The sequence below is a fragment of the Kitasatospora sp. NPDC056273 genome (assembly GCF_042268845.1).
In the GTDB taxonomy this organism is placed as follows: domain Bacteria; phylum Actinomycetota; class Actinomycetes; order Streptomycetales; family Streptomycetaceae; genus Kitasatospora.
The window spans coordinates 58,019-72,119 of record NZ_JBHJSJ010000011.1 but is presented as its reverse complement, the minus strand read 5'-3'; the positions used below and the strand labels follow the sequence as shown (position 1 = coordinate 72,119).

The 14,101-nt window shown below is 73.7% G+C and carries 14 protein-coding genes; 8 read left to right on the top strand and 6 right to left on the bottom strand.

All coding sequences use genetic code 11. The features are described 5' to 3' along the window. Positions 1–24 precede the first annotated feature (24 nt). Entirely contained in the window at positions 25–1,056 is a 1,032-nt protein-coding gene (locus ACFCY1_RS12615) for an aminoglycoside phosphotransferase family protein (protein ID WP_375874485.1), read from the top strand. A gap of 298 nt (positions 1,057–1,354) precedes the next feature. Here the strand turns inward: ACFCY1_RS12615 and ACFCY1_RS12610 are convergent, their stop codons facing one another. Then, on the bottom strand, positions 1,355–1,744 hold the full coding sequence (locus ACFCY1_RS12610; protein ID WP_049655217.1) for a nuclear transport factor 2 family protein: 390 nt from the start codon (positions 1,742–1,744) through the stop codon (positions 1,355–1,357). Positions 1,745–1,809: 65 nt separating this feature from the next. Continuing rightward, the gene (locus ACFCY1_RS12605) at positions 1,810–2,958 is read right to left on the bottom strand and encodes an MFS transporter (protein ID WP_375874560.1); all 1,149 of its coding nucleotides are present in this window, start codon (positions 2,956–2,958) and stop codon (positions 1,810–1,812) included. 241 nt (positions 2,959–3,199) lie between these two features. On the opposite strand from ACFCY1_RS12605, the gene ACFCY1_RS12600 reads away from it, so the two are divergent. Then, on the top strand, positions 3,200–3,805 hold the full coding sequence (locus ACFCY1_RS12600) for a TetR/AcrR family transcriptional regulator (RefSeq protein ID WP_375874484.1): 606 nt from the start codon (positions 3,200–3,202) through the stop codon (positions 3,803–3,805). Positions 3,806–4,042: 237 nt separating this feature from the next. After that, positions 4,043–4,324, top strand: coding sequence for a hypothetical protein (locus tag ACFCY1_RS12595; RefSeq protein ID WP_049654447.1), 282 nt, complete (start codon positions 4,043–4,045; stop codon positions 4,322–4,324). A gap of 120 nt (positions 4,325–4,444) precedes the next feature. Here ACFCY1_RS12595 and ACFCY1_RS12590 read toward each other — a convergent pair whose 3' ends face one another. Further along, positions 4,445–6,139 (bottom strand): hypothetical protein, encoded by a 1,695-nt coding sequence (locus ACFCY1_RS12590; RefSeq protein ID WP_375874483.1) that lies wholly within the window; start codon positions 6,137–6,139, stop codon positions 4,445–4,447. Between the two features lie 341 nt (positions 6,140–6,480). On the opposite strand from ACFCY1_RS12590, the gene ACFCY1_RS12585 reads away from it, so the two are divergent. The 5 genes from ACFCY1_RS12585 to ACFCY1_RS12565 all read left to right on the top strand — a co-directional run bounded on the left by ACFCY1_RS12585 (position 6,481) and on the right by ACFCY1_RS12565 (position 11,631). Next, positions 6,481–7,884: a cytochrome P450 gene (locus tag ACFCY1_RS12585; RefSeq protein WP_375874482.1), complete on the top strand. Its 1,404-nt coding sequence runs from the start codon at positions 6,481–6,483 to the stop codon at positions 7,882–7,884. A gap of 126 nt (positions 7,885–8,010) precedes the next feature. Continuing rightward, on the top strand, positions 8,011–8,667 hold the full coding sequence (locus tag ACFCY1_RS12580) for a DUF1707 domain-containing protein (protein WP_375874481.1): 657 nt from the start codon (positions 8,011–8,013) through the stop codon (positions 8,665–8,667). An 84-nt stretch (positions 8,668–8,751) separates the two neighbouring features. After that, positions 8,752–9,570, top strand: a complete 819-nt coding sequence (locus tag ACFCY1_RS12575; RefSeq protein ID WP_049654454.1) for a serine hydrolase — start codon at positions 8,752–8,754, stop codon at positions 9,568–9,570. Between the two features lie 223 nt (positions 9,571–9,793). After that, on the top strand, positions 9,794–10,954 hold the full coding sequence (locus ACFCY1_RS12570; protein WP_375874480.1) for a transferase: 1,161 nt from the start codon (positions 9,794–9,796) through the stop codon (positions 10,952–10,954). Between the two features lie 29 nt (positions 10,955–10,983). Further along, the gene (locus ACFCY1_RS12565) at positions 10,984–11,631 is read left to right on the top strand and encodes a DUF4328 domain-containing protein (RefSeq protein ID WP_375874479.1); all 648 of its coding nucleotides are present in this window, start codon (positions 10,984–10,986) and stop codon (positions 11,629–11,631) included. 12 nt (positions 11,632–11,643) lie between these two features. Here the strand turns inward: ACFCY1_RS12565 and ACFCY1_RS12560 are convergent, their stop codons facing one another. The 3 genes from ACFCY1_RS12560 to ACFCY1_RS12550 all read right to left on the bottom strand — a co-directional run bounded on the left by ACFCY1_RS12560 (position 11,644) and on the right by ACFCY1_RS12550 (position 14,099). Continuing rightward, the gene (locus ACFCY1_RS12560) at positions 11,644–12,777 is read right to left on the bottom strand and encodes an FAD-dependent monooxygenase (RefSeq protein WP_375874478.1); all 1,134 of its coding nucleotides are present in this window, start codon (positions 12,775–12,777) and stop codon (positions 11,644–11,646) included. Between the two features lie 141 nt (positions 12,778–12,918). Then, positions 12,919–13,509 carry an ATP/GTP-binding protein gene (locus ACFCY1_RS12555; RefSeq protein ID WP_049654460.1) on the bottom strand — a complete coding sequence of 197 codons (591 nt, stop codon included), beginning with the start codon at positions 13,507–13,509 and terminating at the stop codon, positions 12,919–12,921. 2 nt (positions 13,510–13,511) lie between these two features. Further along, positions 13,512–14,099, bottom strand: coding sequence for a DUF742 domain-containing protein (locus tag ACFCY1_RS12550; protein ID WP_375874477.1), 588 nt, complete (start codon positions 14,097–14,099; stop codon positions 13,512–13,514). Positions 14,100–14,101: the final 2 nt, after the last annotated feature.

Here is a 14,101-nt window from a genome sequence, read left to right as displayed (position 1 = left end):
ACCGGGACGACGAGGGGCGGGGCAGTGGTGCGGGAACGGTTGGCGGGTGCGGCGCGGGCCGCGCTGGGCGGCGGGCGGCGGCTGGAAGCGGTCGAGCGGCTGGCGGGCGGCAGCAAGAAGGGCGTCTACCGCCTGCGGATGGACGACGGGACGACGGCGATCGCCTACCGCTGGGACCGGACCGAGAACTACTGGCCGGCGGCCGAGGGCGACGACGACCTCGCCGACCCGTTCTCGCCCGGCCTCGGACTCGACCTGTTCGAGGCCGCGCACGCGCGGCTGGACGCGCTCGGCGTCCGGGTCCCGGCGCTCCGGTTCGTCGAGCGCGCCACGCACCGGGACGGCGGGAGTGCCCCGGGCACGGCCGCTCCCGCGGCCGACGACCCGGCCGACCGCACGGCCGACCTCGCGATCGTCGAGGACGTCCCCGGCGAGAGCCTGGAGAAGCTGCTCGCCCGCGACCCGCACGCCGCCGCCCCGGTCCTGGCCCGGCTCGGCGAGGCACTGGGCGCCATGCGCGGCCACCGGGCGCCCCGCTACGGGAAGGTGGCGGTGGTCGACGGGGGAGGAGCGTCGCACGGGCCGTCGTGCGAGGGCGTCGTGCTGGACCGCGCGCTGCGCGACCTCGCCGAGGCGGCCGCGCGCGACCCCCGGATCTCGGAAGCCCGGGACCGGTGCGCGGACCGGCTGCGGGCCCTGGCGGCAGCGGTGCGCCCGCGCGCCGAGTACCCGGTGGTGCACGGCGAACTCGGGCCCGACCACGTACTGGTGGACGCGGACGGCCGCCCGGTGCTGATCGACATCGAGGGCACGATGTACTTCGACGTCGAGTGGGAGCACGTCTTCCTGCGGATCCGCCTGCCCCGGGCCGACTACCGGCCGCTGGCGGCGGACGGCCTCGACGAGGACCGGCTCGCCCTCTACGCACTGGCCCAGCGCCTCTCGCTGACGGCGGGACCGCTGCGCCTGCTCGACGGGCCCTTCCCGGCCCGCGAGGCGATGGCCGCCATCGCCGAGCACAACCTGCGCCAGGCCCTGCGCCTGCTCGGCGACTGAGGCCGGGTGGGGCGGATGAACCCGTGGACGGCAGACCCCCGGACCGCTCTCGCCGAGGCGGGCCTGGTTCTCGTGGGCGGATGGACCGAACCCGAGGGCCTCGTCCCGCCGTTCCTCACCGGCCGGGCGCCGGGATGCCCGCCCGCGGGTGCTGCGGCGGTTCGCCGCGTGGGTCGTGGAGGGCGCGCTGGACGACCCGGACGAGCCGCCGCTGGGCCCGGTGGCGCGTCGCCGGCTGGACGGCCTCCCGGGGCGGACCTGATCGCGGGCCGGCCACGATCAGGTCCGTCCCGGCCGGTCAGCCGGTGAGCTGGGCCTGGAAGACGGCGCTGTTGAAGTACGCCCGGGCCTCGCGGATGAGGCCGGTGTCGTCCAGCTCGTAGACGTTGATGCCGGACCAGTTGACCGGTTTGCCGTCCAGGGCCACGGCCGCGCCCCGCCAGGAGACGGCGACGTGGCTGCCGACGGTGTGCGCCTCCAGCGGCGTCAGCCCGAGGAAGGGGCGGAAGCCGGGCAGGACGGAGGAGATGAAGGCGTGGATCGCGGGGCGGCCGGTGATCGGCGGCGCGCCGACCGGGTCGTGGAAGACGCCGTCCTCGGCGAAGGACCCCGCCCAGGCGTCGGCGTCGCCCTCCTGGGAGGCGCGGAAGAACTGGAGGACGGCGGGCGGCATGGCCGGGAACGTCATGGGAACTCCTTCGGGATGCGGTGACACGGTGACGTGGTGGTTTGGTTGAAGCGGTTGGAAGCGGCTCAGCGACCGGCCCCGGTCCTGACCCCGGTCCGCAGGGCGGCCAGGGCGGCGGCCGCGGTGAGCGCGACGAGGCCGCACACCCCCGGCCAGCCGAGCTGGGCGTGGAGGCGGATGCCGAGCCAGGAGCCGGCGCTGCCGCCGAGGAACGAGCAGGTCATGTAGGCGGTGTTGAGCCGGCTGCGGGTCTCCGGGCGCAGTGCGAAGATCCGGGCCTGGTTGGCGACCTGGCCGCACTGCACCGCCAGGTCCAGCAGCAGGAGGCCGGCGGCCAGTGCGATGAGGCCCGTCGCGCCGCCGGTGCCGCCGGCGGCGAGTACCGCGGCCGCGGCGAGGGTGGCGCCGGTGCACCAGGCGTTGACCCGGTCCGGGCCGTGCCGGTCGACCCGGCGGCCGGCGGCCGGGGCGCAGAACATGCTCGCCGCCCCGATCAGGGCCAGCAGGCCGAGGGCCTGGGCGCCGAGCCGGTAGGGCGGGCCGGTGAGCAGCAGGGCGAGCGCGGTCCAGGTGGCGCTGAAGCCGCCGAAGAGCGCGGCCTGGCCGAGTGCGGAGCGGCGCAGGGCGGGTTCGGTGCGCAGCAGCCGGACGGTGTCGGCGAGCAGGGCCGGGTACCGGTCGCGGACGGCGGGCGGGGTGGCGGGCAGGGCCAGGCCGAGGGCGAGTGCGAGCAGCGCGGTGAGGGCGGCGGCGGCCAGGTAGGGGGCGCGCCAGCCGAGCTGTTCGCCGAGGACGCCGCCGAAGGTGCGGGCCAGCAGGATGCCGCCGATCAGGCCGCCCTGGAGGGTGCCGATCACGGCGCCGCGCCGGTCGGGTGCGACCAGGCCGGCGGCCAGCGGGAGGAGCAGCTGGGGGACCACCGTGGCGAGGCCGACGACCGCGCCGGCCGCGACCAGCGGGCCGGCGGCCGGGGCGAGCCCGGCGGCCAGCAGTGCGCAGGCCGTCACGACCAGGAGCACGGTGATCAGCGGCCGGCGGGGGAGCCGGTCGCCGAGCGGGACCAGTAGGAAGATCCCTGCGGCGTAGCCGAGTTGGGTGACCGTGGCGAGGTTCGCTGCGGTGCCCGGTGCGATGCCGAGGCCGTCGGCGACGAGCGGGGTGAGGGCCTGCGGGAAGTAGACGTTGGCCACGCTGACGCCGCAGGCCAGCGCCATCACCAGGGGCAGTCGCCGGCCCGTGGCGGCGGGCCGGGGTACGGGTTCCGGTGGCGTCGTCGCGGGCGGTGTGGGCCCGGGTGGCGCGGGGGCCGTGGGTGGCTCGGGCTCGGGCAGGACAGCCGGATCGATCCGGGGCATCGTGACTCCAACCGAACGAACTAGATGGTTCGAATGCTCGCCGTGAGCGTGCCAGACCGCCGCGGGATCGTCAAACGAACCGGTTCGTTACCATCGGCCCATGGCGTACGACTCGACGGCAACCAAAGAGCGGATCCTCACGGCGGCGGCCACCGAATTCGCCGCGTACGGCGTGGCCGGCGCCCGCGTGGACCGCATCGCCGCCCAGGCCCAGGCCAACAAGCGGGCGATCTACGACTACTTCGGCGACAAGAACAGGCTCTTCGCCGCCGTCCTGGAGCGCCTCATGGCCGACCTCGCCCAGGCCGTCCCGCCCGGCGACGAGGACCTGGCGGCGTACGCCGAGCGGCTCTTCGACTACCACCGCGACCACCCGGAGGCCCTGCGGCTGCTGCTCTGGGAGGCTCTCGAACTCGGCGACGAGCCCGTTCCGGGGGAAGCGGACCGGACCCGCCACTACCAGGACAAGATCCGGGCGGCGCGGCCCGCGGGCAGTGGCGACGACGGCGACAGCGGCGGTGACGGCGACGAGGCCCGCGCGCGGCTGTTCCTCACGCTCGGCATGGTCGGCTGGAGCCTCGCCATGCCCCAGCTCCGCCGCATGATCCTCGGCCCCGACCACACCCTCGACGGGCTGCGCGCCGAGATCGCCGACGCCGTCCGGGCGCTGCCGACCGCCGGAAGCGGGCTCCCCGAGCAGTCGTGACCCCCGCCGTGCGGTCGGCCCGTCCTTCACGGAAGAGCGTGGAAGACGCCGAAGGACGCGGAAAGTCGGCGGGTCCGACTTTCCACTCCCGGCGGACCGCGGGCGAATGCCGCGCCGGGCATTGTCCTCGGTTCGGGGGATTTGCGGCGGGATTTCTGACATGGACAGGGCGGTGGGGGAATTCATGGCCCGGAAGGGTGCCGTAACCGATGTGCGCCCTCGGAAGGGAGAACAGTCATGCGTCGTCGGATTGCCGCGGTCGGGATGCTGGCCGCCGCCGGAGTGCTCGCACTCGCCGTGCCCGCACAGGCGGCTACGGGGGTTCTGGTGGTGAACGGTGTGACGCACCAGAATCCGGCGCGGGGGTGCTACCCGACCGTGTCGCCGGTGGTCGTCGAGAACCTCACGAACGTGACGGTCGACGTGTATTCCGCGCCGAACTGTCAGGGGACGGTGACGCGGGAGGTGGCAGCCGGGATGACCGCGGCGACGGTCGGGTTCAGCTACTTCGTCAACTGAGGTACGTCGTCAACTGAGGTACGTCGTCAACTGGGGCCGGCCCGCCGGCCGCGCGACGGAAAGGGGCCGGGGCGGTGCTCCGTACGGAACACCGCCCCGGCCCTCACGTCGTCCGGTGGGTCAGTTCGACTGGTAGAAGCCGAGCAGGTCGACCAGCAGGTCGGCGTCCGACCAGCTCTGGTTCCAGAAGTCGATGATGCCGCCCTTGCCGCCCGGGGTCTGCGCGAGGTTCGGGACGGTCGCGCCGGCCGTCCAGTTCAGCGTCGAGGAGACCGGGCGCTGCGGGACGACCGCGGTGCCGTTCCGGTAGGCGGACCAGTAGTTCGGGTCGGTGTCGACCGAGAGGAAGCCGGCCCCGGCGGTGTTGGTGACGGTGGTGTTCAGCACCCAGCCCTCGACCTGCGGGGAGGTGGTGTCGCCCTCCATCCCCAGCGCGAAGAAGCTGCGGCCCGGCATCGGGGCGCCCGTCCGGTCGGGGGTGGTCTCGCGGGTGTCGAGGACGCGCTCCGGCGACACGAGCGGGACCAGGGCGGACCGGCTGGCGGGGCTGTAGTAGCCGACCACGTCGACCACCGCGTCCGTCGGGAGCCAGCTGCCGTTGCGGACGGTGATCTTGCCGTCCTGGCCGACCGGCACGATCACCGCGTTGGCCACCGTCTGGCCGGCGGTGAAGTTCACGTTCGAGGTGGTCGGGACGGCCTGCCCGGTCGGGTAGGCGATCAGGTGGCCGTCCGCCTGCGGGTTGGTGACCGTCAGGTTGAGCGCCACGGCGGTGACGCCCGACGGCACCCCGTTGCGGCCGGCGACGGCGACATCGAAGCCCGACGTCGCGGGGACCTTGCCCTGGGCCGTGCCGATGCCCTCGCGGGTGTCGACGATGCGGGTCTGCGGCACCGACTTGTAGCCGCTGGCGGTGGTGGGCGTGAAGTAGCCGGTGACGTCGGCGAGTAGGTCGACCGGGGCCCAGTCCGAGTTGAACAGGTACACGTAGCCGTCCGGACCGACCGAGGCGACCACCAGGTTCGGAACGGTCTGGCCGGGGACGAAGTTGAGGCTCGACGTCGTGGCGTTCTGGGCCAGGTCCTGGCTGGGCGCCACCGAGATGTGGCCGGAGCCCGAGGTGTTGGTGACGGTGACGTTGAGGACCACCGCGGCGACCCCGTTCGGGATCTGGGCGGCGCCGTCGATCTTCAGGGCCACGGTGCCGCGGGCGGGGACCTTGGCCTTGGCGGCGCCGATGCCCTCCCGGGTGTCCAGCAGGCGGGTGGGGGTGTGCGGCGTGAACTCGGCGCCGGCGGTGACGACCTGGACCTGGTTCTTGGCGACCACCGTCCCGCTCGTGAGCGTGACCGTGATGTCGAAGGCGCCGACGGTCTTGTACTGGTGGATGTCGACGTGCGGGTTGGCGACGCCGGCGGTGAGGGCGACGGGGTAGGAGCTCGTGGTCCCGTCGCCCCAGGAGATGGTGAGGTTGCCCGTGGTGGTCTCGCTGGACGAGAGCGTGGTCTTGAGGCTGAAGCCGTGAGCGCTGAAGGCCGTGGCCTGCAGGTCGACGCCCAGGTTCGCGGCGCTCTGCGCGGCGGGTGCGTTCTGGGCGGGCGCGTCCTGCGCGGGCGCACCCTGCGTCGGGGCCGCCGCCCGCTCGCCGGCCTTCGACGAGACGACCGTGCGGTCGGCGGAGCTGTTGAAGGTCTTGCCCGGGAGCTTCTTCGTCGCGTCGAGGCCGGCGACGCCGGAGGCGGGCGAGGAGGGTGCCGCGGCGGGAGCGGCCGCCTGGGCGATTCCGGACGAGGTGAGACCGACACCGGCCGCCACGAGGGCAGCGAGAACCACAAGTCGGCGATTGCGCACCGATTCCCCCACAGTTTCATCAAATGCCGAACGGATTCGACACAGTTCGAATGTGTGTTCAGCGTACAGGTCGTGCGCAGGTCATGGGACCGGGTTTTTCCGGGGCGTTCGACGGTCACTCGACGGGGCGTTCGACGGTCGCTCGACGGGGCGTTCGACCCGTGGGCGATTTACGGCCCATGGATGATTTAGGAATTGACGCCGCATTTGCGCGGTCCGGGGTACGGAGTCGGAAAACACGGGAAGGCCCCGGTTCGTACAAAGGCACCGCGGAACGATCCCCGGAAGGCACCCCAGGAGGTCCGATGCAGATCCCCGGTCCCGAGCCGAGAGCGGACGGCGGGGTGGGCGCCATCGCGCGGGCGGGCGGGTTGCACGACTACCAGCTGTGGCTGCACGCCGAGTACGGGCCCGTCGTGCGGTTCCAACTGCCGGGGGCCGAAACCGCGGTGTCGATCGCCGACCCGGTGCTGCTGGAGGCCGTGGCCCACCTCGACGAGCGCCCGCCGGGGCTGTTCTCGTTCCTGGACCCGCTGTTCGAGGCGGGCAACCTCCAGGTGCTCCCGGCCGGGGAGCACGGCCCGTGGCGCCGGCTGCTGCTCACCGTCCTCGCCGGACGGCCCTCGCACGAACGGCACTTCGCCCGCTTCACCGCCCTGGCGACCGGGCTCGCCGACCGCTGGGCCGCCCTGCCCGCCGGTCAGGCCGTCGAGCTCCAGCGGGAACTCACCGGGCTCTCCCTCCGGATGATCTGCGGCTACGCCCTGGACGGCGGGACGGAGGACCCGGACGGGGGGATCGAGGACCCGGAGGGTGTGGTCGAGGCCTTCGAGGCGGTGCTCACCGACCAGTTGGAGCGCCTCTACCGGGTGCCGTCCGAGCAGCCCCCGGAGCAGCGCGCCGAACGGGCCACCCGGGCACTCGCCCGACTGCGGGCGACGGTCGACCGGGTGATCGCCGCGCACCACCGGGGCCACCCCGGCGGCCGGAGCGGCGGGGACGGCAGCGGTGGGGGCGGCAGCGGTGGGGACCGCAGCGACCTGATCGGCGCCCTCGTCGAGGCCGGGGAGAGCCCCGCGCGGATCCGCGACACCGTCCTCGCGGTGATGCTGGCCGCCCACCACACCACGGGCGTCGCCGTCTCCTGGACCCTGCACCTGCTCGCCGCCCACCCGGCGGCGGCCGCGCGCGTCACCGAGGAGCTCGACCGCGTCCTCGGCGACCGCCCGGTGCCCGACCACGCCGACCTGCGCCGGCTGCCGTACCTGGGGATGGTCCTGCGCGAGTCCCTGCGCCGGTACCCGCCCGGCCCGTACGGCGCCCGGCTGACCACCGGGCCGCTGGCCGTCGGCGGGTACGTCGTCCCCGCCGGGGCGGTGGTCTTCCTCCCGATCCGGGCCGTCCACCTGAACCCCGCGTACTGGCCCGAGCCGGAGCGGTTCCGGCCCGAGCGGTTCACCCCCGAGGAGTCGGCGGGGCGGCCCCGGCTGGCCTGGATCCCGTTCGGCCTGGGGCCGCGCGCCTGCGAGGGGGAGGGCCTGGCCGTGGTGGAGGCCCAGGTGCTGCTGGCCGTGCTGCTCAAGCGGCTGCGCTTCCGGCCGGAGCCGGGCCACCGGGTGGTCCCGGTCGAGCGGTTCGTGCTCTGGGCCGCCGACGACATCCGCATGCTGGTCGAGCCGCGGGCCGCGGCGGGCGAGCCCGCCCGCTGAACAGGCCCGTCGAACAGGTCGGCCGAACCGGTCTGGCGGGAAACCCTATCGCGATATATCGTGAGTTCCTGTCCGCGCCGCTGACCCCAACGCGCGAAGACCATCGCCGAGTTCAGGACGGGAAGTATGCCGGGAGAGATCGTGCCCGCCGCAGGGAAGCAGGCCGCCCGCGGCCAGGAGTCCGCGATGCGGGCCTCCCACGCCGACCGGGACCGGGTGGCCGAGCTGCTGCGCATCGCGGCGGGCGACGGCCGGCTGACCTCGGAGGAGCTGGACGAGCGCCTGGAGGCCGCCCTGTCCGCGCGGACGATCGGCGACCTGGCCGGACTCACCACCGACCTGCCGCCCGTCTCGCTCGCCCCCGGCGGGGTGGTGGCGGAGGTCAAGGACGTCCTGACGATCGACCAGCGGTGGAGCCGGGTCAGGCGGGAGGGGCGCTGGGTGGTGCCGCGCCGCCTGGAGCTCTTCGTGGAGTGGTGCGACGTGACGCTCGACTTCACCGAGGCGGTGATCACGCAGGACACCCTGCAGATCGACCTGGACATGGAGGGCAAGACCCTGACCCTGATCACCGGGCCGGGCATCGTGGTCGACGCCGACGGCCTGGCCCTGGAGTTCAGCCGGATCAGGAACCGCCGGGCGCCGGACCACGGTGCGCCGGTCACGCTGCGGATCGAACTGGTCGGCAGGAAGCGCCACGGCCGCGTGGTCGTGCGCCGGCCCTGGAGGACGGCCGGACAGTGGCTGCTCAGGAAGCCCCTGGCCCTGCCGCCCGGCGACTGACGGTCCGTCATGGCGGCGGAGGCGGTTTCGTGTCGTACGCCGCAACCGTCGAGCTCCGGCCCCGACCTCCCCTACCCTTCCTCCATGCTCTCTGTGGTGGTCGCCCCCTGGGCGGGAAAAGCGGAGCCGGTGTTCGTCCACAATCCGGACGAACTTCACGACGCCGCCAGCACGATGAAGGTCGCGGTGCTCGCCGCGCTCTGCCGCGGCGGGGCGAACCTCGACGCCGAGGTGCCGGTGGTGAACCGCTTCGAGTCCGTCGTGGGCGGCGAGTTCGGCAACGACCCGGACTGGGACAGCGATCCGCTGCCCTGGGAGCTGGTCGGCACCCACGTGCCGCTCCGGCTGCTCGCCGAGCGGATGATCACCCACTCCTCCAACCTGGCCACCAACATCTGCCTGGCCCGCACCACCCAGCAGGCCGTCACCGAGGTGTGGCGCCGCGCCGGTGCCACCCACAGCTCCACCCCGCGCGGGATCGAGGACTACGCGGCGCGCGCCCAGGGCGTGCACAACCGGGTGACGGCCCGCGACCTGGTCCGGCTGCTGCGCTCGCTCGCCGGGGAGCCCGAACTCCTCGCCCTCCTCGAGTGCAACGAGTTCCGGGTGGACCTGGCCGCCGGCCTCCCCTCCAACACCCGGATCGCCTTCAAGAACGGCTGGGTCCCCGGTGCCCGGCTCGGCGTCGGCCTCGTCCAGCCGGCCGACTGCCCGCCCTACCTGATCGCCGTCTGCTACACCGGCCCGCTCGCCGACGGCACGGACCGCACCGACCCGGCGGCCCGCCTGCTCGCCCGCGTCTCCAAGGCGGTGTGGGACCGCCGGGACCAGATCAGCCGCCCGGCGCCGGTGGCCCGCCCGGTGCCCTCGGCCGGCCCTGCGCCGCTCCGCTCGGCGGGTTGATCCGCACCGGCCCCGCGTGGCCGGTGCGTTCGCCACGCTCCCCGTCGGGCTTCGGACCGCCCCCGTTCTGGTGTTCGGCGCCAAACCGTAACCGATCGTGCGCGCATGATGATCGGTCGGTTGCGGTATCCGATTGAGGCGTCCTGCTCAAGCGGTCGGGGGTGGGCTGAGAATGTCGTCCCGTCTACGGATGTTCGCCCGGTGGATCACGGCGACTGCGGTCGTGGCCGGCTACGTGGCGTTGCACCTGCTGGTCAACGTCGGCATGGGGCAGTGGGTGGGTGGGAGCAGGGCGGGGGCGCTGTGGTGCGGGGCGGTGGCGCTTGCGCTGGCCGGGCCCGCGCTGTGGCTGCGGCACCGGCGCCGGTCGGGGGTCGCCGAACTCGTGGGGCTCGTCACCCGCTTCACCCCGCCCGTCCCGCGCTGGCGACGAGCGGTCCTGCTGGTCAACGGCCTCGGGTACATGCTGTTCGCGGCGGGAATCGTGGCGGTCCGCTCCTCGGAGCGGCAGGGTGACAAGCTGTCGCTGGAGGGGCAGCTCCTGATGTTGGCGGGCGGTCTGGCGGCCCTGGGCTGCGGTCTGCTGATCCTGCGCCGGACGCGTCGGCACGCGGCTCCGGGGGCGGCCGAGATCCTGCTCTCGGACGGTCGCAGGCCGGTGCTCTACCTGCGGAGCTTCGCCGACGACGAGGTGGCTGCCCAGGTGGACGACGGTGCGCCCATCAACCTCCATACGAGGGAGGAGCAACTCGCCGGCGCCCTGGGATCGGTGGGCCCCGTCATCGCCGTGGGGCGGCCGGGGGAGCCGCTGCCACTGCTGGGGGCGGCCCGCTTCTACCTGCCGCTCGACGACTGGCAGGGCACCGTGCGGCGGCTGATGAGCCTGTCGCAGCTCATCGTGCTGCGCCTCGGGCACGGGGACGGACTGTGGTGGGAGGTCGGACAGGCACGGGCCACGCAGCCGGCGGGCAAGCTGATCCTGCTGACCCCGGGAAACGGTGCCGATCTGGTGGACCGGCTCAACGAACACCTGGTCACCTCGGTGCCCGTGGGCGAGCTGACGGCAGGTCGGCACTGGGTCGGCGCCGTCGTGGCCTTCGACAATCTCTGGACACCCCGGGTGTTCCCGGTCGGTTCCGGACGCAAGGGCCTGTGGGCACGGATGGCGAAGGCGGGCCTGCTGGGGGATCAGACGCCCACGGCGGACGTGGCGCGTGCCGTTCGGACGGCCCTGGCAGTCGGTGGATACCGGAGGCGGACGATGGTGTGGCGGGCCCAAGTCGCCACGGGCAAAGCGGGTTTGATCGGGCTCTGGCTCGTCGGGGTGATCGCCCTGCCGTGCTGGCTCGGGTACCGGGTGTTGCAGCTGGCAGGTCTCTGGTGAGCCGGGGACACGGGAAGTCAGGGGGAAACGTGGACGGTTCGCAGCGGTACAGGGCCGTGGCCGGGTGGGGCGTCGCGGCGTCGGTCCTGGTCGTCGTGGTGATGGTGTACAACGTGTTGGCGACGTGGACCGACTGGCGCGCGTACCTGCTCTACGAGGACGCTCTCGCCGGGAAGGCCACGCTGGCGGACCTCCAGGCGGTAGAGGACTGGGCGGACTTCTTCGGGGATTCCGTCTACCTCGCGTTGGCCCTCCCCGCCGGAATCGTGGTGACGGTGTGGCTGTGGCGGGCGCGGATCAACGCCGAACTGCTGGGCGGCCCGGGCAGTCAGCGCCGGGCCCGGGCCTGGGTGGTCGGCGGCTGGTGGCCGCTGGCGAACCTCTGGATTCCGTACCAGGTCATCTCGGACGTCTGGCAGGCCAGTGCGCCGCGGCGGCCCGTCTCCCGTGCCCTGATCGGAGTCTGGTCAGTGGCGTGGGTGATCTGCTTGTACGTGGGCCGGGGTTACGCGTACCTGGTGGACAAGGACACGCCCACGGAGGACGACCTGCGTCGTGCCATCGCCTACTCCACCATCGCCACGGTGGCGACCGTGGTCGCCGGCGTGATCATCCTCCATGTCATCCACCGCGTCAGTACCTGGCAGACCCAGCGGCGCGCCGAAGCGCGCCGCTGAATCCGCCGGCCGTCAGTACGGCTGCACGAGGACGTGCGCCGCGCCGGGGATGCCGACCTTGAGCAGCTCGTCCTCCTCCGGCGTGGTCGCGGTGCCCGTCTCCTGCTTGAGGACGGCCCGGGACAGGGCCTGGACCCACATGGCGCGCGGGCGGCGGCGGGCCTCCCAGGCGGTGAGGGCGGCCGGGACGGTGTCCTCCGCGTCCAGGCTCTGGGCGAGCACGAGCGCGTCCTCGACGGCCATCGCGGCGCCCTGGGCGAGGTGCGGGGTGGAGGCGTGGGCGGCGTCGCCGGCCAGGACGATCCGGCCGACGTGCCAGGGCTCTTCGACGGTGACCTGGGAGATCCGCGAGTAGACCACGGCGGCCGGGTCGGTGATCTGCGCCAGCGCCTCGGCGATCGGGCCGCCGAAGCCGGCCAGCCGCTCGCGCAGCTGCTCGTGGGCGCGTTCCGGGTCGGGGCGGAAGTCCTCGGCTTCGGCGAAGACCGAGCCCAGGTACATCTGCTCCGCGCTGATCGGGGTGAGCAGCGCCTTCGCGTTCAGGTTGCCGGAGGACATCACCACGCCCCGCACCTCGGGCGAACGCGGGACGGTCACACGCCAGTTGGCGAAGCCGGTGTACTCGGGGGCGTACTTCTCGCCGTACAGGTGGCGGCGCAGCGGCGAGCCGATGCCGTCGAAGCCGACGACCAGGTCGTAGCGGCCGACCTGCCCGTCGGTGAGGGCGGCCTCGATGCCGTGGGCGTCCTCGCGCAGGGTGCCGATGGTGGTGCCGAAGCGGAGGGTGGCGCCCGCCTTGACGGCGGCGTCGGCGAGGACGCGGGCCAGCGCGGGGCGCGGGATGCCGTTGTTGGAGGGGGCGTCGCCCATCCGGGGCTGCGGGATCTTCGCGAGGGTGGCGCCGGCCGGGTCGCAGATGGTCAGCACCTCCCACTCGAAGCCGGCGGCGAGGCAGTCGTCCAGGACGCCGATCTCGCGCATCACGTGCAGGGCGTTGGACGGCTGGATGATGCCGACGCCGAGGGCCTCCAACTGCTCGCGCAGCTCGGCGACGTCGACCTGGTGGCCGCGCGTGGCGAGGGCGGTCGCGAGGGTGAGGCCGCCGATGCCGCCGCCGTTGACGAGGACGCGCAGGGGTCTGTTCATGAGGGGGGCTCCGAAAGGAAGTTCACAGGAGGTGCGGGGGTGCGGGGGCGGTGCGGGGGCCCGGCCGGAGCCGGTCCGGCCGAGCGGGCACGGCGGTCGAGGGGAAGGGTCGGCCGGGATGCCGGTCCGGCCGGGGCCGGTTCAGCCGACGGGTGCGGCGGCGAGCTCCATCAGGTGGTCGACCAGGGCGAGCAGCAGGTCCCGCCCGAAGGCGCGCTCGCGCACGTCCCCGAGCAGCATCGGCACCTGCGGGTCGAGGTCGAGCGCGGCCCGGATCTCGTCGGGGGTGCGGGTGTTGGTGTTGTGGAAGCAGTTGATCGCGACCACGAACGGGATGCCCCGGCTCTCGAAGAAGTCGATGGAGGCGAAGCTGGTCTCCAGCCGGCGGGTGTCGGCGATGACGATCCCGCCGAGGGCGCCGTTGACCAGGTCGTTCCACATGAACCAGAAGCGCTCCTGGCCGGGCGTGCCGAACAGGTAGACGACCAGCTCGGGGCTGACCGTGATCCGGCCGAAGTCGAGGGCGACGGTGGTGGTGGTCTTCTGGTCGACGCCGGCCAGGTCGTCGACGCCGACGCTGGCCCGGGTCAGGTACTCCTCGGTGCGCAGCGGGGCGACCTCGCTGACCGAGCCGACCAGGGTGGTCTTGCCCACGCCGAAGCCGCCCGCGATCAGGATCTTGACGGCGGCCGGGGCGGCGGGGGCGTCGGTGGCGGAGTGGGGGGTTGCCATGTTCAGAGTCTCCGGAGTCCTTCGCGTACGGCCGTGAGCAGGCCGAGGTCCACGCCGCCGGCGGCCCGGGCCACCGACAGCGGTGCCCGGGCCTTCAGCAGGCCCTGGGCGACCAGGTCGCCCAGCAGGATCTTGGTGACCGAGACCGGGAGGTCCAGGCCCGCCGACACCTCGGCGACGGCGATCGGGCGCCGGCAGCGTTCGAGGATCAGCCGGTGTTCGGGCTGGAGGCCGCGGGCACCGGCGCGGCTGCCCCGTGCCAGGGCGGCGTCGGCCTCCTCCTCGACCGTGGTGAGCACGGTGATGAGGGTGAGGTCGTCGCGCTCGGGCGCGGTCCGGCCGCGGGTGATCGTGTACGGGCGCACCATGCTGCCCGTCTCCTCCTCCGCGTCGTCCTCCAGCTCGCTCCAGTGCGGCACGGTGCCGCGCCGCCAGGAGTCGTCCCAGCCGGACTGCCGGCCCGAGGCCGGGCCGGACGGAGAGCCGGGCTGCGGGCCGAGCTGCGAACCGGAGGCCGGACCGGGTCGCGGGTCGGCCTGCCGGCCGTCGTCGCGGCCGTCCCCCCAGGCGTCGTTCCCGTACGGTTCCACCC

Coding starts and splice junctions, on each gene's coding strand:
- ACFCY1_RS12580 (WP_375874481.1), top strand. CDS start 8,011: ATGCCGGGAGAGATCGTGCCCGCCGCAGGGAAGCAGGCCGCCCGCGGC.
- ACFCY1_RS12575 (WP_049654454.1), top strand. CDS start 8,752: ATGCTCTCTGTGGTGGTCGCCCCCTGGGCGGGAAAAGCGGAGCCGGTG.
- ACFCY1_RS12595 (WP_049654447.1), top strand. CDS start 4,043: ATGCGTCGTCGGATTGCCGCGGTCGGGATGCTGGCCGCCGCCGGAGTG.
- ACFCY1_RS12585 (WP_375874482.1), top strand. CDS start 6,481: ATGCAGATCCCCGGTCCCGAGCCGAGAGCGGACGGCGGGGTGGGCGCC.
- ACFCY1_RS12555 (WP_049654460.1), bottom strand. CDS start 13,509: ATGGCAACCCCCCACTCCGCCACCGACGCCCCCGCCGCCCCGGCCGCC.
- ACFCY1_RS12560 (WP_375874478.1), bottom strand. CDS start 12,777: ATGAACAGACCCCTGCGCGTCCTCGTCAACGGCGGCGGCATCGGCGGC.
- ACFCY1_RS12605 (WP_375874560.1), bottom strand. CDS start 2,958: ATGGCGCTGGCCTGCGGCGTCAGCGTGGCCAACGTCTACTTCCCGCAG.
- ACFCY1_RS12610 (WP_049655217.1), bottom strand. CDS start 1,744: ATGACGTTCCCGGCCATGCCGCCCGCCGTCCTCCAGTTCTTCCGCGCC.
- ACFCY1_RS12600 (WP_375874484.1), top strand. CDS start 3,200: ATGGCGTACGACTCGACGGCAACCAAAGAGCGGATCCTCACGGCGGCG.